General features: G+C 38.5%; 14 protein-coding genes. 7 read left to right on the top strand and 7 right to left on the bottom strand.

Annotation, left to right across the window (positions count from 1 at the left end):
* Window positions 1–66: 66 nt before the first annotated feature.
* Together HL290_RS11580 and HL290_RS11575 are read right to left on the bottom strand one after the other, a co-directional pair.
* Window positions 67–1659: a peptide chain release factor 3 gene (locus HL290_RS11580; RefSeq protein ID WP_045435061.1), complete on the bottom strand. Its 1593-nt coding sequence runs from the start codon at window positions 1657–1659 to the stop codon at window positions 67–69.
* 232 nt (window positions 1660–1891) lie between these two features.
* A complete protein-coding gene (locus tag HL290_RS11575) occupies window positions 1892–2755 on the bottom strand; it encodes a hypothetical protein (RefSeq protein ID WP_151744318.1) in 864 nt (287 codons plus the stop codon).
* A 322-nt stretch (window positions 2756–3077) separates the two neighbouring features.
* Between HL290_RS11575 and HL290_RS11570 the strand changes: the two genes are divergently transcribed.
* Window positions 3078–3650, top strand: coding sequence for a TetR/AcrR family transcriptional regulator (locus HL290_RS11570; protein WP_005036868.1), 573 nt, complete (start codon window positions 3078–3080; stop codon window positions 3648–3650).
* Between the two features lie 275 nt (window positions 3651–3925).
* On the opposite strand, the gene HL290_RS11565 is transcribed toward HL290_RS11570, so the two are convergent.
* The 5 genes from HL290_RS11565 to HL290_RS11545 all read right to left on the bottom strand — a co-directional run bounded on the left by HL290_RS11565 (window position 3926) and on the right by HL290_RS11545 (window position 10806).
* Window positions 3926–4486: a TetR/AcrR family transcriptional regulator gene (locus tag HL290_RS11565; protein WP_198496524.1), complete on the bottom strand. Its 561-nt coding sequence runs from the start codon at window positions 4484–4486 to the stop codon at window positions 3926–3928.
* A gap of 672 nt (window positions 4487–5158) precedes the next feature.
* On the bottom strand, window positions 5159–7213 hold the full coding sequence (locus HL290_RS11560; protein ID WP_198496523.1) for a GGDEF domain-containing phosphodiesterase: 2055 nt from the start codon (window positions 7211–7213) through the stop codon (window positions 5159–5161).
* Between the two features lie 329 nt (window positions 7214–7542).
* Window positions 7543–8559: a ketol-acid reductoisomerase gene (gene ilvC / locus HL290_RS11555; RefSeq protein ID WP_004641176.1), complete on the bottom strand. Its 1017-nt coding sequence runs from the start codon at window positions 8557–8559 to the stop codon at window positions 7543–7545.
* Between the two features lie 31 nt (window positions 8560–8590).
* On the bottom strand, window positions 8591–9082 hold the full coding sequence (gene ilvN, locus HL290_RS11550; protein ID WP_001215920.1) for an acetolactate synthase small subunit: 492 nt from the start codon (window positions 9080–9082) through the stop codon (window positions 8591–8593).
* Entirely contained in the window at window positions 9082–10806 is a 1725-nt protein-coding gene (locus tag HL290_RS11545; RefSeq protein ID WP_003654952.1) for an acetolactate synthase 3 large subunit, read from the bottom strand. The genes ilvN and HL290_RS11545 overlap by 1 nt, the downstream gene beginning before the upstream one ends.
* Before the next feature lie 503 nt (window positions 10807–11309).
* On the opposite strand from HL290_RS11545, the gene HL290_RS11540 reads away from it, so the two are divergent.
* The 6 genes from HL290_RS11540 to HL290_RS11515 all read left to right on the top strand — a co-directional run bounded on the left by HL290_RS11540 (window position 11310) and on the right by HL290_RS11515 (window position 19447).
* On the top strand, window positions 11310–11645 hold the full coding sequence (locus HL290_RS11540) for a DUF4124 domain-containing protein (protein WP_198496522.1): 336 nt from the start codon (window positions 11310–11312) through the stop codon (window positions 11643–11645).
* A gap of 187 nt (window positions 11646–11832) precedes the next feature.
* Window positions 11833–14457, top strand: coding sequence for a leucine--tRNA ligase (gene leuS, locus HL290_RS11535; protein WP_198079014.1), 2625 nt, complete (start codon window positions 11833–11835; stop codon window positions 14455–14457).
* Between the two features lie 27 nt (window positions 14458–14484).
* Window positions 14485–14994 carry an LPS assembly lipoprotein LptE gene (gene lptE, locus HL290_RS11530; RefSeq protein ID WP_092707358.1) on the top strand — a complete coding sequence of 170 codons (510 nt, stop codon included), beginning with the start codon at window positions 14485–14487 and terminating at the stop codon, window positions 14992–14994.
* Window positions 14995–15012: 18 nt separating this feature from the next.
* The gene (holA, locus tag HL290_RS11525) at window positions 15013–16002 is read left to right on the top strand and encodes a DNA polymerase III subunit delta (RefSeq protein ID WP_017391267.1); all 990 of its coding nucleotides are present in this window, start codon (window positions 15013–15015) and stop codon (window positions 16000–16002) included.
* A gap of 107 nt (window positions 16003–16109) precedes the next feature.
* Window positions 16110–17450, top strand: coding sequence for a MacA family efflux pump subunit (locus HL290_RS11520; protein WP_198496521.1), 1341 nt, complete (start codon window positions 16110–16112; stop codon window positions 17448–17450).
* A 2-nt stretch (window positions 17451–17452) separates the two neighbouring features.
* Window positions 17453–19447 carry a MacB family efflux pump subunit gene (locus tag HL290_RS11515; RefSeq protein WP_198496520.1) on the top strand — a complete coding sequence of 665 codons (1995 nt, stop codon included), beginning with the start codon at window positions 17453–17455 and terminating at the stop codon, window positions 19445–19447.
* Window positions 19448–19454: the final 7 nt, after the last annotated feature.

Genomic DNA, 19454 nt, shown 5'->3' with positions numbered 1-19454 from the left:
ATCATCCTTTTTTATTTTTCAAAACAAAACAGCTTCTATTCGAAGCTGTTTGTCACATTAAAATGATCAGTGTTCACGTGTGTTACGGAACTGAATATCAGGCCAACGCTCTTGCATAATCTGCAAGTTCACTCGGCTTGGAGCAAGATAAGTTAAATGTCCGCCGCCATCGATAGAAAGTTGGTCATGTGCTTTCTTCTTAAATTCATTCAGAATTTTTTCATCATCACAGTGAATCCAGCGAACTGTATTAACGCTTACAGGCTCATAAACACAGTCAACCTTATATTCTTCTTTCAAACGATACGCAACCACGTCAAACTGGAGCACACCTACCGCCCCAACAATCAAGTCATTGCTGATTTGCGGCATAAACACCTGAGTCGCCCCTTCTTCAGACAACTCTTTCAAACCTTTTTGCAATTGTTTTGACTTTAATGGATCTCTTAAACGCACACGACGGAACATCTCTGGCGCAAAGTGAGGAATACCTGTGAAGTGCAGATTTTCACCACTTGTGAAAGTATCACCAATTTGAATCGTGCCATGGTTATGTAAACCAATAATATCGCCCGGCCATGCTTCTTCTAAATGTTCACGCTCACCAGCAAGGAATGTCAAAGCATCACTAATGCGGACATCTTTACCAAGACGCACGTGGTTCATCTTTAAACCTTTTTCATATTTACCAGAGCAAATACGCATGAAGGCAATACGGTCACGGTGTTTCGGGTCCATGTTGGCTTGAATTTTAAATACAAAACCAGAAAAACCTTCTTCTTTCGCGTCAACTACACGCTCTTGTGTAGGGTGCGCTTTAGGTTCAGGTGCCCAGCCCATGAAAGCATCTAGGACATGGTCAACACCAAAGTTACCTAATGCCGTACCAAATAGAACCGGAGTTTGTTTACCTTGTAAAAATAAGTCGCGGTCTAATGGCTCATTTGCCATTTGTACGAGCTCAAGCGACTCTTCAAAAGATGCCCAAGCCAAATCACCTACTTTTTCACGAATATCAGCATGATCATAACCATCACGTACTTCAATATCTGTAATGGTTGAACCAAAACCTGCTTTATAGACATACAATTTATTTTCAATAATGTTGTATACACCAGCAAAATCACGGCCCATTCCTAATGGCCATGTAATAGGTACACAGCGAATATTGAGGACATTTTCAATTTCATCAAGTAACTCAAGTGGCTCACGAATCTCACGGTCCATCTTGTTTACGAATGAAATGATAGGCGTGTCACGCATACGACACACTTCCATCAATTTGATGGTACGTTCTTCGACACCTTTTGCACCATCAATCACCATTAACGCTGAGTCAACTGCGGTTAAGGTACGATACGTATCTTCCGAGAAATCTTCATGTCCCGGTGTATCGAGTAAGTTAATGGTATGACCTTTATATGGGAACTGCATAACAGACGTGGTAATAGAAATTCCACGCTCTTTTTCCATTTCCATCCAGTCAGATGTAGCTGCGCGGTCAGATTTACGGCTTTTTACCATCCCTGCAACCTGAATTGCTTTACCCCATAACAGTAATTTCTCTGTCATGGTGGTTTTACCGGCATCGGGATGGGAAATGATGGCAAATGTGCGGCGTTGAGCAACCTGTGCCGCTAACTCATCTTTAAAACTCATGAAATACACCTACTGCGGAGATTGCAGTGCCAAAGATCTAAAGTCGATCAAAATAAAAATTGGCGTAATTGTAGCAGATTTATAGAACTGTTTAATGATTGTTGATATGCCATCAGTCACTCATAAGATTTTTGAACATTTTTTGAGAATACAACTTCGCTCATTAGAGATTTTACAATCAAAAAAGCCCATCCGATTGCGGATGGGCTTTCTTAGGACTTAGCAGAATATCTTATGCCAGTTTCTTTTCTTCAATAAATTGCACATCGGCAATTTGTACATCCCAGAACTCATTCCATAAAGCACAATAATCAATACATAGCTTGGTTAAGCCTTCATAATCATCTTTTGTAATCGCTTGCGCTAAGGCAAACCAAAGGTCATCCTGATGGTCATCATCAGCGGCCTCAGACGTTTCATCAGTAGATACACCATGCACATGGTAATATCCACCACCTTCAACATCGATATTCACAAATTTGGTCGCTTGACGTAATGGAGGGCTAAAAAGAATAACCTCTTCTTCGGCAACTGCTAACAATGCAACTACATTGATATAACTATCATAAGAAGATTCTAAGAATGAACGGACCTGATCTGCGGCTTGTGAAGCTTTATAATTACGGCGATCATCTTCCGTTAGACCATAATCATTAAGTAAATCTTCATACAATGGATAATGAGCATATTCAGGATTCCCCAAATAATAATCATCTTTACCTAATCCCGGTCTAAAACCGAATTCATCAAGTACATTTAAACTTAATAATACTCGTGGAAACATTTTAGCTCCAGAATGGAGTTTTGGTTCCAGTTGTTTTGTTTGGAACTGCGCTTGTAATAAAGCATCAGTAAAAATCTGTACAATTGCATGACGATATTCTAAATGAATATGAGTTAAAGTATCCTTATCTAGATAACCATGATTTAACATTTCGATTGCAGGATGTTTACAAACTGGTAATTCTGCAATTTTATTTCTTAACTGTTTGAGAAAATTTAAATTTTCATCCCATTGTTTTGCAGGAATACTATTTCTCATCCCCTGCAATGCTTTTTGTCTTGGATTATTAAAATCTTCAAATTTTTTTGACATAATCATTCTCAATAAAAAGTTTTTTCTTATAGTTAAGCGGGGGATTCCCTTATTTCAATTTGCATTCAATTGCTAAAATAAAATCCATATACCCATCCTTAACAACCTGATATTATGTCTATTAACTCAACAAATCAATGGATTAATTAATAATATTTAAAAAAGTAAATTATTGCCAACCAAATATATAAAATATTATTTTTTAAGATTAACCAAACTATTGAATAAATATAGTTTTTTAAATATTATAAAATAAGTTTTATTTAAGCTTTAACACTTACAATAGCAAAGTTAATCAAAAATATTCGCGACGGTGAACCCGATGACAAAAAGAGAAAATATTATAACAACAGCAACATCCCTTTTTAACCAGAAAAGCTATACATCTGTTGGTGTTGATAAGATTATTGCTGAGTCCAATGTGGCAAAAATGACTTTTTATAAGTACTTTTCTTCTAAAGAAAACTTAATTGAAGAGTGCCTTCATGAAAGAAATTTAGAAATCCAATCTTCAATATTAGGAAAAATTAATAATATTAACAATCCGTTAATTAGACTTAAAACCATTTTTAACTGGTATATCGACTGGATTAATGCAGATGATTTCAATGGTTGTTTATTTAAAAAAGCCACCATTGAAGTTCTACAATTGTACCCATCTATTAAAGATCAGGTTAATAAATATCGAGAATGGATTTACAAATTGGTTTTCTCAACATGTGTGGAATTAGAAATCAAAGATGCCCATACGCTTACCAGTCTTTTCCTTAATATTATTGATGGCATCATTATTGATGGCACAATAAATAAATCAAAAATTAATTCTGAACAAACATGGTCTTATATAACAAAGCTTATTAATTTTGAAGAAACTCAAGCGTGCTCCGCCGCTTAATATATCAATTTAATAGTTTTAGATGTTTTGTAGAAGAATTAAAATATCATTAAAAAAAACGAGTAGAGCATGAATTAAAGCTCTACTAATAAAATCTATCTAAATTATTGTTACAACCCTATAAAAGCAAAGCCCCTGCTATTTTAAACACAGGAGTTACTCTCATTTTCTCTATTTTAACTTTATAATTTATATAAATTTAAGGCGTTAAAATAAGAGTTTTATTAAGAATAACTAAACCTTTACTACTTATAACTATGCACATTTATATATTATTAATCCATCGCGATATTCCTTAAGAAATACTCCAATAACGCATCTCTATCATCCACACTATTTTCACCTAAAAGCTGAACCATAGCCCCATCCACCACAAATAAAAACATGTGTGCATCTTCTTTTGAGGCCTCTGAGTTCTTTGTTAAAAGCAGTCTATAAATCTCGCTAATGAGCCAGTTTCTGTACTCAACCACTACTTGATAGGCCTTTGGGTAAAGCTTTTCAATTTCAAAAATAGCTTTAAATAGCAGATGATAAAGGCCTTCTAAATCTGCATGTAAGAAGTAAATTTTGCGGAGTTTTTCAATTACGGTTAAGCCTTTCTGAACACAAATGATTGAAAGCACCTCTTGTTTTAAACCATCCTTTTGAAAGGTTAAGCTCATTTCAATGAGCCTTTCTTTTGAGTGAAAGTAATTATAAAAGGTAGCTTTGGGGAGTTTTGCTGCTTCAATAATTCGGTCCACCCCGACTTTGTGAAAACCATACTTATTAAAAAGATATCTTGCAGAATGAAGCACGCTTAAAGCACGAAATGGAAGATCTAAATGTTGCATAGCTTTACCGTTATAAAAATAAGTTCTTGTTGTGTCTCAATGAGATAAAACTGCCTAGGCTCTTGTTTTAAGCAAAAAAGGCATGCAAAGGCCCTCGAAAGACTGCCTCAGCGCATCTCAAGTTTTATTGTTGATATGATTTTTTTGGTCGTGACGAGCTAATGCTTGAAAACCCAAAGGTCATCAAACCGCACTAAAGACTAGTCTGGAGGTATAAAAATAGAATGCATAGCTAACTCCTTTATATGGGGAGTTCTGCCAAAGCATTAATCAAGAATTATGGTGGCAGAACGAAAGAGGGTTAGCAGACTGGTGAAAGATTTAACCAGCACACCCGAGGGTGTCCCTCTCCCGTCCTACCGCTACGGGAGGAGACGAGGAGTTTACGCATAAGACTATCCCTCAGACGGAATAACTCTGATGCGATCTTTCATCACGGTCTGCTAAAACCGACTGGCAATGTAGGCCAGCTTGCAAAGGATAATCTGAGAGTTTACAGGTGTCAATGTAGCTTTTATGACAAGTTATTAAATTTCTTATTGTTTTTCATTAGATTAAATTAATTATTAGTTTAAATATTATATACAATAAAATAATTTTAATTGAAAATTTATTGAGAAATCAGTCATCAGTCTTTAAAAAAATTGGAGTAGCCTAATCTAGCTATTAAGACTAAGCAAAATGAGCGCCTTGAGACTCAATGAGCTGATCAACCTGAACCGGCATTCCCAATAAATAACCTTGGAATTGCTGACATCCTAAACGGGTTAAAATCTCAACCTGCTGCTGAGTTTCCACCCCTTCTGCCGTTACGGTTAAACCTAACTTTTTCGCTAAATGAATAATACTTTCTAGAATAACTTCTTCTTTTGAACCCGGTTTTAAATCAACAATAAAGCCACGGTCAATTTTCAGCTCATCTACAGGCAGATCTTTTAAATATAAGAAGCTCGAATGCCCTGTTCCAAAATCATCAATGGCAACACGAATTCCCATGTCACGTAACCGCTCACAAGCTCGGATACTCAAATCGATATGCCGCATTGCAGTTGATTCAGTAATCTCAACAATTAAGTGATGAGGTTGAATTTGATATTTTTTTAATAATGCTTCGAGTGTACTAAATAACTTTTTATTTTCGAATTGTAGTGCCGATAAGTTCACAGCGACTGGATAGAATGGTGTGTTACTGCGCTCCCACTCCTGAATTTGCAGGCAAGCTTGCTCAAGCGCCCAATATCCCATTGGAATGATCAAACCCGTTTTTTCAGCACCTTCAATGAACATATGCGGTGTAAGTATTCCTAAGGCTGGGTGATTCCAACGGATTAATGCCTCAACTCCACAAACTTCAAGATTGGTATTAAATTTTGGTTGGTAATATAAGATGAACTGTTTTTCTTCTACGGCTTTATAAAGATCATTGATCAGTTTCGACTGACTTCTCGTTTCTTGCTGATGGGTTGAATAACTAAAGATGGTATACGTATTTCGGCCTTGTTCTTTAGACATGAGCATGGCGGCATCAGCGTTCATGAGTAAGTCCTGAACATTCTGTCCATGCTCAGGAAAGAGTGCCACACCCAAACTTGCAGAAATGTTAATTTCCTTGCCAGAAATTTGATAGCTTTCCTGAATCAGTTGTAAAACCTTCTCGGCTAAAACAACCGCTTCGTCTGCATTTGTATTTTCTGCAATAAGCAAAAACTCATCACCACCGATTCTAAGCAGCTTACATTTTTCATTGAGTTGCCAATGCAAACGATTCGCCATTTGAATGAGTAATTGATCACCGATATGATGCCCAAAAGCATCGTTAACCGATTTAAATCGGTCTAAATCAATATATAAAAAAGCAATTTTCTGGTCTTTATAGCGATGATCTGAAAGTAATACTTCTGCATAATCAACCAAGTAAAGACGGTTTGGTAGTTTAGTTAAATTATCTTGTATAGAGAGATTAGCTAATTCTTTATTTGCCTTACGCAACTCTAAATTTTGTTGAGTGAGGCGCTGTTCCAACATCGCAACAATAAAACTTGCGACCAGTACCAAACATGTGACCAAGATAATCGTAAATAATAATAGGTCATGTTCAGCCTGATATTGGCTAATAAATTTATCAGTAATATTTGTCGCAATGAGCGCCGTATAGTGCATTCCCATAATACTTAAGGTCATCATTACCGAAAATGCGATTTTCAAAGTTAGGCGATGACGTTCGGTATCTTTTAACTTATAGGCTAATAAAAATGCCAGCCCTGAACCGCTCATCGCAATTAATACAGAAAATAATAGCAAGAAAGAGGTGTAATCTTTTTTATAGATATTAATATTCCAGCCCAACATACTAATGTAATATGAAGCTGAAATTCCGATTCCCATAATAATAGAACTTAAAATGAGCCGGAATAAAGGTAGCGTAAAACGTGAAGTCAACCACATGGCAATGCACGATAGCAAAGCACTAATGGCAAATGAAACAGTAATTAAAGGAATATTCGAGTTGACTGTTTCAAACAGATGATAAGCTTGTATACCAATAATATGAACAATGCTAATTGCTGATGCGAGTAATAATCCATTGATAAATAAAATTAAAAACTCAAATTTTTTATAGACTTGCTTGAATATTAATTGTTCCATGGAAATTACAAGAAAGCAAATGATGCCAGCTGCAATAAAAGAGCCGACGATCAATGTGCTATCGTAATCAACATGACCCATATTGGACTTCCATGATTATTCAATACTTTTTTTTATTTTGTTCAACTCATTGCCCAAAATACAATTAAACATGTTAAAAAAATTAGTAAATTTGACTTATTCAGTCAGTTATAAACAATAACATTATCTATCTTTTGGTCAAGTATTTTTTACTTTATAAATCAATAGACTAAATAAAAAATAAGCAGCCAATTATATGAAAAATATAGAATTTATTTAATCCAGTCAAGTTGACTCAATGGCTCTTTTTCATATCCAAATAAAAACAGTATAAAAAAAGAACCCTGCTTAATGCAGAGTTCTTTTAAAGCTTTTTTAGAAAAAGAAAATTAGTTCTTTTCTTTGTCTACTATTTTGTTTGCTTGAATCCATGGCATCATTGAACGTAACTTATTACCAGTTACTTCAATACCATGCGCAGCATTTTGACGACGACGAGCAGTCATAGATGGGTAGTTTAATGCACCCTCTTGAATGAACATCTTCGCGTATTCGCCAGATTGAATACGTTTCAATGCATTACGCATTGCTTCACGAGACTGTTCGTTAATTACTTCAGTACCAGTTACATATTCGCCATACTCAGCATTGTTAGATACTGAGTAGTTCATGTCAGCGATACCGCCTTCGAACATCAAGTCAACGATCAATTTAAGTTCGTGTAAACATTCGAAGTAAGCCATTTCTGGTGCATAACCAGCTTCAACTAAAGTTTCGAAGCCCATTTTCACGAGTTCAACCGCACCACCACAAAGAACTGCTTGCTCACCGAATAAGTCAGTTTCAGTTTCTTCACGGAATGAAGTTTCGATAATACCAGTACGGCCGCCACCTACACCTGAAGCATAAGAAAGAGCAACGTTACGTGCATTACCAGAAGCATCTTGGTGAATTGCGATTAAGTCAGGAACACCTGAACCACGTTGGTATTCTGAACGAACTGTGTGACCAGGTGCTTTCGGAGCAACCATGATTACATCTAAGTCTTTACGTGGAACAACTTGGTTATAAAGAATTGAGAAACCATGAGCAAATGCTAAAGTTGCGCCTTCTTTGATGTTTGGCTCAATCACGTCACGGTAAAGTTGTGATTGGAATTCATCTGGAGTCAAAATCATTACGAGGTCAGCTTGCTTAACAGCAGCAGGAACTTCTGCAACTTTAAGACCAGCATTTTCAGCTTTCTTCCAAGAAGCTGAATCTGCGCGTAAACCTACAGTTACGTCTACGCCTGAGTCTTTAAGGTTAAGTGCATGAGCATGACCTTGAGAGCCGTAACCAACAATCGCTACTTTCTTGCCTTGGATGATTGATAAGTCACAGTCTTTATCGTAAAAAATTTGCATTTGTGTTCTCCGCTAAAATACTTTTAAAAAATTAAATGGCTAATACTTTTTCGCCACGGGCGATACCAGATACACCTGAACGAACGACTTCTAGAATAGTGTTTTCTGCAAGCGCATCGATAAAACCATCTAATTTTTCAGTTGTCCCTGCTATTTGAATGGTATAGGTAGTTGGTGTCACGTCTACAATTTGCGCACGGAAAATATCCGCTGTTCGCTTAATTTCAGCACGTGAAGCACCTAACGCTTTTACTTTAATCAACATCAGTTCACGCTCAATGTGCGAACCTTCTGATAAATCTACTACTTTTACAACTTCAACAAGTTTGTTGAGCTGCTTTGTAATCTGTTCAATCTTATGGTCATCGCCATAAGTAGTTAACGTCAGACGTGATAAAGTTGGGTCTTCGGTTGGAGCTACATTCAACGTTTCAATGTTGTAGTTACGTTGACTGAATAAACCCACCAAACGAGAAAGCGCACCAGCTTCGTTTTCAACGAGTACAGAAATAATATGTCTCATTATGTACGCTCCCCTTTACCTAACCACATATCCTTCATTGACTGACCTGCGATCAGCATTGGATAAACATGTTCTGTACGATCAACCATGACATTAATGAATACACATTTATCATTAATTGCCATTGCTTCAGCAAGCTTCGACTCTAGTTCATCAGCATGATCAATTTGGATACCAACATGACCATATGCTTCCATTAACTTGCCAAAATCAGGTAATGATTCAACATATGAGCTTGAGTGACGGCCTTCATAGTTCATATCTTGCCATTGTTTAACCATACCTAAAGCACGGTTATTCAAGCACAAGATCTTCACGTTCATACCGTATTGCTTACAAGTTGAAAGCTCCTGAATACACATCTGAATTGAAGCTTCACCGGTAATACAAACTACCTGTTGATCTGGGAAAGCTAACTTGGCTGCCATTGCATAAGGTAAACCTACGCCCATGGTGCCTAATCCGCCTGAGTTAATCCATTGACGTGGACGTTTGTACTTGTAGTACAACGCGCCAAACATTTGGTGTTGACCCACATCCGAAGTAATGATGGCATCACCATTGGTCGCTTTATATAAAGCTTCAACAACTTGCTGTGGCTTCATTGTGCCATCAGCCAGTGTTTCATACTTCAAACCATGAACTTTACGCCATTCATTAATCTGATCCCACCATGCAGCAATTGCTTCAGGGTTCGGCTTAGACACATTCAATTGTTTCAATTGCGTCAACATTTCCTGAAGTACAGGCTCAACCGCCCCTACAATCGGAATGTGCGCCATGATCGTTTTTGAAATGCTCGCCGGATCAATATCAATATGAATAACTTTGGCATTCACACAGAATTTTGCAGGGTTATTGGTTACTCGGTCATCAAAACGTGCACCAATTGCAAGAATGACGTCAGCATTATGCATCGCCATGTTTGCTTCATAAGTACCGTGCATACCCAACATGCCCACAAACTGTGGATCATCGCCAGGGAAGCCACCAAGACCCATAAGTGTATTTGTCACTGGGTAGCCCAACAAATGAGCCAACTCAGTCAATAATGCAGATGCATTACCTTGAACAACACCGCCACCAGTATAAATTACAGGACGTTTTGCACTTAAAAGTTCATCAATCGCTTTACGAATTTGACCAGAATGACCACGTGAAGGTGGCTGATAAGAACGCATCTTCACTTTTTCAGGATATTCGTACGCAAATTTTTCTGCAGGATTTGTCGCATCTTTTGGAATATCGACTACAACTGGGCCAGGGCGGCCACTTGATGCAATATAAAATGCTTTTTTGATAATTGCAGGAATTTCACTTGCGTGACGAACTTGGAAGCTATGTTTCACGATAGGACGTGAAATACCCACCATATCAGTTTCTTGGAAAGCGTCTTCACCAATAAGATGTGATGCAACCTGGCCAGACAAAATCACCATTGGGATTGAGTCCATATAAGCTGTTGCAATTGGAGTCACAGTATTAGTTGCGCCAGGTCCAGAAGTGACCAGTACTACGCCAGTCTTACCTGTCGCACGCGAGTAAGCATCTGCCATATGACCAGCAGCTTGTTCATGACGTACGAGGTAATGATTAATTTTGTCTTGTTGAAATAGCGCATCATAAATATGTAATACAGCGCCGCCTGGATAACCAAAAACATGTTCAACGCCTTCGTCCGCAAGAGCACGAACGAGCATTTCACCACCAGATAAAAGTTCCAACGTGATTCACCCTAAATTCTTTATCACTATTTATGGAAGGCACAAATAGTGTTTCATTCATTGAATTGTCTGCACTGTTATAGCACACATATTGTCTAGTTTTCGTTGCAATAGAAAAATTTCTGTTTTTCAGCCGTATAAGCTTTTTTAACATTAATAAAGCATGTCTGGATATACATACTTTAAGTAAAATCAATCTCTCGGCTAGAGAGAATGTCTATTACAAAACATGACAGTTATTCGAAGGGTGATCAAATAATCGCATATAAAACTAAAGGAAGCATTTTTGTTGTTTAATTCACTAAAGTCAAGATTAAAGAAAAGGTTTTTCCATAAAAATTTTTAGCTGCTTCTTTTTTAATCTAAAATTAAATCGTAAATTTGGTAGTTCTAATCCCTATTTATTAAAAATAATTATTCTTTTTATATAAAACCATACATTGTAAATTGCTTATTTATAAACTTTATTTAAATATAGTCAGCTTTTTTGGGGAAGATCTGATATGAATTTATCTTATTTAAAAACAAGCTTATATACAGTAGTAACAACGGTAATTTTAATTTACTCAAGTCAAAGTCAGGCACAGCAATATTATAAATGGATGGATAAAAGTGGCTCTACACATTACACCACGACTCCGCCACCTAAGAGTGCAAAACATTTGAACAAAGTTTCAACTTACGGCAGCCAACCATCCGTAAAAAATTCGACACCCACCTCAGAACAACAACATCAAGATAAAACAGATAAAGTAGTGCAAGAAACAGCTAACTTAGAACAGGACAAAGGTGTACCCGCTGTACCAGTTCCGCCCGCCCCATCCGCAGCAGCACGATAACCAAAATGAGAGTGGTGAATATTTTCACCACTCTTCTATTATTTAAAATAAAGAAGAATAGATTGAGAAATGTTTATTGCTCATATTAAAAGATAAAATCCTGATCTAAAAACTGACATTTCCCCTTATTTTGCGCTATGCTGTGCAGCAATCTTTCATTTCAATTTTCGTTGTATAGCTTACGTCTATGACTATTTCTCACATTGACCCCGAATATCAAGCAAACACGATTGAACCATCAGTTCAACAAGATTGGGAAAATCGTAAAGTCTTTAAAGTTGCCGACACTGTCGAAGGTAAACATCGCTACATCCTGTCAATGTTTCCTTACCCAAGCGGCAAGCTGCATATGGGGCATGTGCGTAACTATACAATTGGCGATGTTATTAGCCGTTTTTACCGTTTAAAAGGTGAAACTGTGCTACAACCTATGGGTTGGGATGCATTCGGTTTACCTGCTGAAAACGCAGCAATTGCTCATAAAGTTGCTCCAGCAAAATGGACATTTGAAAACATTGCCTACATGCGTGACCAATTAAAAAAATTGGGTCTATCTGTAGACTGGGACCGAGAGTTCGCAACTTGTACACCAGAGTATTATCACTGGGAACAATGGTTATTTGTTCAGCTTTATAAAAAAGGTCTGATCTACCGTAAACTTTCAACAGTAAACTGGGATCCGGTTGACCAAACAGTTTTGGCAAATGAACAAGTTGAAAATGGTCGTGGCTGGCGCTCAGGTGCATTGGTTGAAAAACGCGACATTCCAATGTACTACTTCCGTATTACGGATTATGCACAAGAATTATTAGACGATCTTGACACCCTACAAGATGGCTGGCCTCAACAAGTGTTGACCATGCAACGTAACTGGATCGGTCGCTCTACTGGCATGGAAATTACGTTCCCATCTGCCAATACAGAAATTTATGCTGACGGTTTAACTGTTTATACAACTCGTGCCGACACTTTAATGGGTGTGACTTATGTTGCTGTTGCAGCAGAACACCCTCTTGCGCTTAAAGCTGCTGAAACTAACCCTGAATTGGCTGCATTTATTGAAGAATGCCGCATGGGTTCAGTTGCAGAAGCGGACTTGGCGACAGCTGAGAAAAAAGGCATGGCAACAGGCTTGTTTGTAAAACATCCTGTAACTGGTGAAGAGCTTCCTGTTTGGATTGCAAACTACGTATTAATGTCTTATGGCTCTGGCGCTGTTATGGCCGTACCAGCACATGATGAACGTGATTTTGAATTTGCTAACAAGTTTAATTTATCAATCAAGCAAGTCATTGATGCTAAAGGCACTGACGATGCAGACTACTCTGCAACCCAGTGGCAAGAATGGTACGGTTCTAAAGAAGGTAAACTTGTTAACTCTGGCGAGTTTGACGGTTTAGAATTCCAAGCTGCTTTTGATGCATTCCTTGCAAAATTAGAACCACAAAATTTAGCAAATTCTAAAGTTCAATTCCGTTTACGTGACTGGGGTGTATCTCGTCAACGTTACTGGGGTTGTCCAATTCCAATGATTAACTGTGATACTTGTGGTCAAGTTACAGTGCCTGAAGATCAACTTCCTGTTGTATTACCAACAGACGTTGTACCAGATGGTTCAGGCAACCCGCTTAATAAAATGCCTGAATTCTATGAAACTAAATGTCCTTGTTGTGGTGGCGATGCACGTCGTGAAACAGATACTTTAGATACTTTCGTAGAGTCATCTTGGTACTATGCACGTTACGCTTCTCCAGACTTCACTGGTGGTATGGTTAAACCTGAAGCTGCTCAAAACTGGCTTCCTGTGAACCAATACATTGGTGGTGTTGAGCACGCGATTCTTCACTTACTTTATGCACGTTTCTTCCACAAATTAATGCGTGATGAAGGCGTTGTACAAGGTAATGAACCATTTACCAACTTGTTAACTCAAGGCATGGTGCTTGCAGACACGTTCTACCGTGAAGCAGAAAATGGTAAGAAAACTTGGTTTAACCCAGCTGATATTGAGTTAGAGCGCGATGAAAAAGGTCGTATTCTTTCTGCAAAATATTCAGGTGATGGTCAAGAAGTTGTCATCGGCGGACAAGAAAAAATGTCTAAGTCGAAAAACAACGGTATCGACCCGCAAGCGATTATTGATCAATACGGTGCAGATACTGCTCGTGTATTCATGATGTTTGCTGCACCACCAGATCAATCTTTAGAATGGTCTGATGCAGGTGTTGAAGGTGCAAACCGTTTCTTGAAACGTGTATGGCGTCTTGTAGCAGGCTTCCTTGAAAAAGGAAACTCAACTTCTACAATTGATACTGCAAACTTGTCTAAGGATGCTCAAGATTTACGTCGTAAAACACACGAAACCATTCAAAAGGTAAGTGATGATATTGAACGTCGTCATGCATTCAATACTGCTATTGCTGCTTTAATGGAGTTGTTAAACGCAAGCAACAAGTTTGAAGCAAAAGATGACAACGACATTGCGGTAGAACGTGAAGCGATCACTACACTTTTAACTTTGCTCGAACCATTTGCACCACATTTAAGCCAAACTTTATTGGCTCAATTTGGTACAGATGTTACAGCAGCAACGTTCCCTGAAGTGGACGCTTCTGCATTAACACGTAATACGCAAACGATTGTTGTACAGGTTAACGGTAAACTTCGCGGTAAACTTGAAGTTTCTGTTGATATTTCTAAAGAAGATCTATTAGCTCAAGCTAAAGCTCTACCAGAAGTTCAACAATTCTTAACCGGACCAACAAAAAAAGAAATTGTGGTTCCAAATAAACTAGTTAACCTCGTGGTTTAATTAAAGTTATTAATGAGAGGATCAAGCATGCACTTAGCCAAACGTTTAGCCGCTGTTGTTTTAACCTTAGGCCTTAGTGCAGGCTTAGTCGGGTGTGGATTTCATTTAAAAGGAACCAACCCGACTGCGACTCCGCTTGTTTATAAAAAGTTAAGCCTTGAGTTACCAGCTAAAACTGATGATTTGGAAACGCAGTTAAAAGTGTATTTGGCTGCCAATGGTGTTCAATTCAGTAATGATAGTGATGCCTATGTACTCCGTGTTTTGGAATACACACCACGTCGTCAGCTTTTAAATGGAAAACTGACAGAAGTATTATTACGCCTAACCGTAACCTTCCAGATTGAAGATCGTCAGGGTAATAAAATTACTGAACCACGCTCATTAACTGCATCTCGTAGTTATCAATATGACTTGGCAACAGTCAACACTGAAAATCAGCAAGAAACTTACTTACAACATATTGTGATTGATGATATTGCACAACAAATTACTCGTCAGATTTCAGCAAATCGTTTGCCAAAAGCTCAGCCTTAATCTGTATTTTTGCCTGCAATGAAAATTGACTATTTACAAGCCTTAAAACGTACTCCGGAAGCTCGGGGTGCGTGGATTTTGCATGGGCAAGAACCCTTATTAGAACAAAATTTATTAGATGCCTTTCGCAAAAGCTGGCAACAACAAGAAGTTGAAAGACAGCGCTATGATATTAGTAGCGTGAGCGACTGGAAAAATGTCTTTAATGCACTTAATAGCTTATCTTTATTTTCTCAGCAGCTTGCTATTGAAGTACATGGCAATATAAAACCTGATGCAAATGGCTTAAAACAACTTAAAAGTTATATACAACATAATGAGCATAACCTGTTATTAATTGTTTTACCCAAACAAGATAGTAGCAGCTTAAAATCTGCTTTTTTTCAAGTTGTTGAAGCAAATGGGGTTGTAGTTGCTCTAACGGCAAATTACCCACAAGACCGTCAACGTATTTTAAACGTAGAAGCAGAAAAGCTAGAGATTCAACTCGACAATGATGCTTGGCAGTGGTTAATGCAACATCATGAGCACAATTTGCTTGCAGCTAAAAATAGCTTGATGCGTGTAAGAGACACATTTCCAGACCAAAAACTGATTTTGATTGAGCATTTATATGCTTGTTTACAAGATCAATCACGCTATACCACCTATGATTTAAGTGATGCGTTATTAGAAGGCAACCTTGGCCAATCTATTAAGATTTTTCAATATCTAATTGCAGCAGGCGAACCAGATAGTCTGATTTTATGGACTTTAAGTAAAGAAATGCGCTTGTTGATGCAATTGTTTGAGCAACCTCATAATGCCCTACAGCTTGGTATATGGAAAACTAAGGTTGGTTTATATCAACAAGCCTTAAGAAGACTAAATCCACAACAGTTTTTAGGCTGGTCTACCCTTCTATTGCAAATTGATGCAGCAATTAAAGGAATGTCAAACGAAAATGCAGAACATTTAATGCAGCAGGCGATTGCTGAATTATGTGGAAAAACACTATTTATACAATAATTCGGCTGAATCATTTTTCATCATTCCTGAAATATCATAAAAATTCACGTTTTATCCTCATTTCGCTTTTATACTAAATTAAATTTTAAACTTTTCGACCTCTCGCCATGCCAAAAATAAAGCCAATCAAACTTGTTATTATCATCGTCTGTATAGTCATTATTGCTCTTTTAGCCTGGAAGTTTTTCAAGCCAAAACAGCAGCAGCCACAATATATTACTGCCGAGGTAACGCGCGGGGATATTGAAAATAATGTACTTGCAACGGGTACACTTGATGCAACCAAACTTATTAGTGTCGGTGCGCAGGTATCTGGTCAGGTTAAAAAGATGTATGTACAACTGGGCGATCAGGTTAAGCAAGGTCAACTTATTGCGCAAATTGATTCAACCACACAAGAAAATAGTTTAAAAACTTCTGATGCGAATATTAAAAATTTAGAAGCACAGCGCCTTCAACAAGTTGCTTCTTTGAATGAAAAGCAACTTGAATACCGCCGTCAGCAACAAATGTATGCGCAAGATGCGACACCACGCGCAGATCTAGAATCGGCTGAAGCAAGCTATAAAACAGCTCAAGCACAAATCAAAGCATTAGATGCGCAAATCGAATCTGCAAAAGTGACTAGATCTACGGCGCAAACCAATATTGGTTATACACGTATTCTAGCTCCAACTGATGGTACGGTTGTCGCAATTGTGACGGAAGAAGGCCAAACAGTAAACGCAAACCAAAGTGCGCCAACAATTGTCAAAATTGCAAAATTACAAAATATGACGATTAAGGCGCAAGTCAGTGAAGCTGACATTATGAAAGTTGAGAAAGGCCAACAGGTTTACTTCACTACCTTAGGCGAAGACACTAAGCGTTACGCAACCTTACGTCAAATTGAGCCTGCTCCAGATTCAATTTCTAGCGAATCAACAAATACCACCAGTTCAACTACAAGCTCAGCCGTTTACTATAATGCCCTATTTGATGTGCCAAATACCGATGGTAAATTGCGTATTGATATGACTGCACAAGTTTATATCGTTTTAAATTCAGCTAAAAATGCCCTACTCGTTCCTTCTTCAGCGCTTAGCTCTAAACAATTTTCAGGTCAAAGAAAATCAGGTCAGTCATCTGATAAAGCAAGCTCTACACCTGAAGCTGCTAAAAAGTCTCAAGGGAACGGAGCTCGTCTAGAGCGTCTTAACCTGACTGCCGAGCAAAAACAGCTAGTTGAACAAGGCAAGTTAACTTTAAGTGTTGTACGCATATTACAAGCCGATGGCACAACCAAACCAACTCAGATTTTGGTTGGCATTAACAACCGTGTAAACGCTCAAGTTCTTGCGGGCTTAAAACAAGGTGATCAAGTTGTCATTGCCGATAGTGCAGATACTTCCGCTGCATCAGCAAATAGTAGTAATAACCGTCGCCGTAGTGGCCCAATGGGAATGTAAGCATGACAAAACAAGCTTTGCTTGAAGTCAGCAATCTGGTCCGGGAATTCCCTGCTGGCGAAAGCACAATACAAATTTTAAAAGGGATTGACCTTACCATTTACGAAGGCGAACTGGTTGCCATTGTCGGCCAGTCTGGTTCGGGTAAGTCAACGCTCATGAACATTTTGGGCTGCTTAGACCGCCCTACCAGTGGTAGTTATAAGGTCAGTGGACAAGAGACTGGTAAGTTAGAGCCAGATCAGCTCGCTCGACTACGTCGTGAATATTTTGGTTTTATTTTCCAGCGCTACCATTTACTTGGTGATTTATCTGCTGAAGGTAACGTCGAAGTTCCAGCTGTTTATGCAGGTGTTACGCCTTCTGAGCGTAAACAACGCGCAACAGCTCTACTTACCGAATTAGGGTTAGGCACTAAAACACTTAATAGACCAAGTCAGCTTTCTGGTGGTCAGCAGCAACGTGTTTCTATTGCCCGTGCCCTCATGAATGGTGGTGATGTTATCCTTGCGGATGAACCAACAGGAGCGCTTGACTCTCATAGTGGTGTTGAGGTAATGCGTATTTTGCGTGAACTCAATGCTGCTGGTCACACTATTATTCTGGTGACACACGATATGCAAGTTGCAAAAAATGCGACTCGTATTATCGAGATTAGTGACGGAGAAATTATTAGTGACCGTCCTAATGTTCCAGATCAAGCAGCCGAACCAATCAAGTCTGATCCTGATGCCGCTCCTGCTTTACAAGGTAGACAGAAGAAAGGCAAAAGTATTTCTGCATGGCGTTCAACTTTAGACCGCTTATCTGAAGCCTTCCAAATGGCTTTACTGTCTATGAATGCCCATCGCATGCGTACTTTTTTAACCATGCTTGGCATCATTATTGGTATTGCATCTGTTGTTACCGTGGTCGCTCTAGGTAAAGGGTCTCAACAGCAAATTTTAAGCAATATTAGTAGTCTGGGAACCAATACGATTACGGTGTTTCAGGGCCGTGGTTTTGGTGACAACTCCAAAACTGCAAGCTTTAAGACCTTGGTTCCTGCCGATGCCGATGCGTTAATGACTCAGCCTTATGTTAGTGCAGTCAGTCCGATGGTCAGTACATCCAAGACTATGCGCTATCAACAGAATGAAGCAAACGCCACCATTAATGGTGTGAGTAATGATTATTTCGATGTAAAAGGTTTGGTCTTTAAAGATGGGCAAACTTTTGATCAACGTAGTGTTCGTGATCGTTCACAAGATGTAGTGATTGATACCAATACGCAAAAACAATTCTTTAGCGATGGTAGCAATCCAATTGGTCAAGTGGTACTACTCGGTAGCGTACCGGCACGTATTATCGGGGTTGTAGAACCGCAAACAAGCGGCATGGGCTCAGACGACACCTTAAATGTCTATATGCCTTATACAACCGTAATGAGCCGTATGCTAGGCCAGTCCAATGTACGCAATATCGTGGTTCGTATTAATGACAAATATTCAACTACAGCCGCAGAAAATGCGATTGTAAACTTATTAACTCAGCGCCATGGTGCACAAGATATTTTCACTATGAACAGTGACAGTATCCGTCAAACCATTGAGAAAACAACCAGCACGATGACCCTTCTGGTTTCAGCAATTGCCGTAATTTCATTAGTGGTTGGTGGTATCGGGGTTATGAATATTATGCTGGTTTCTGTGACTGAACGTACTCAGGAAATTGGTGTACGTATGGCTGTAGGCGCACGTCAAAGTGATATTTTGCAGCAATTTCTTATTGAAGCAATTTTAGTCTGTTTAATTGGTGGTGTGCTTGGTGTCTTACTGTCACTTGGCCTTGGACAACTTATTAATAAATTTGCTGGCGGTAACTTTAGCGTGGCTTATTCAAGCACTTCTATTATTGCAGCATTTGTGTGTTCAACACTGATTGGTGTCGTTTTTGGTTTCTTACCAGCCAAGAATGCGGCAAAACTCGACCCAGTTGCAGCACTATCACGAGAATAAGGAAAAT

The sequence above is a fragment of the Acinetobacter sp. AC1-2 genome, from assembly GCF_016124155.1.
Lineage (GTDB): Bacteria > Pseudomonadota > Gammaproteobacteria > Pseudomonadales > Moraxellaceae > Acinetobacter > Acinetobacter calcoaceticus.
This window is presented reverse-complemented; position numbering and strand designations above follow the sequence as displayed.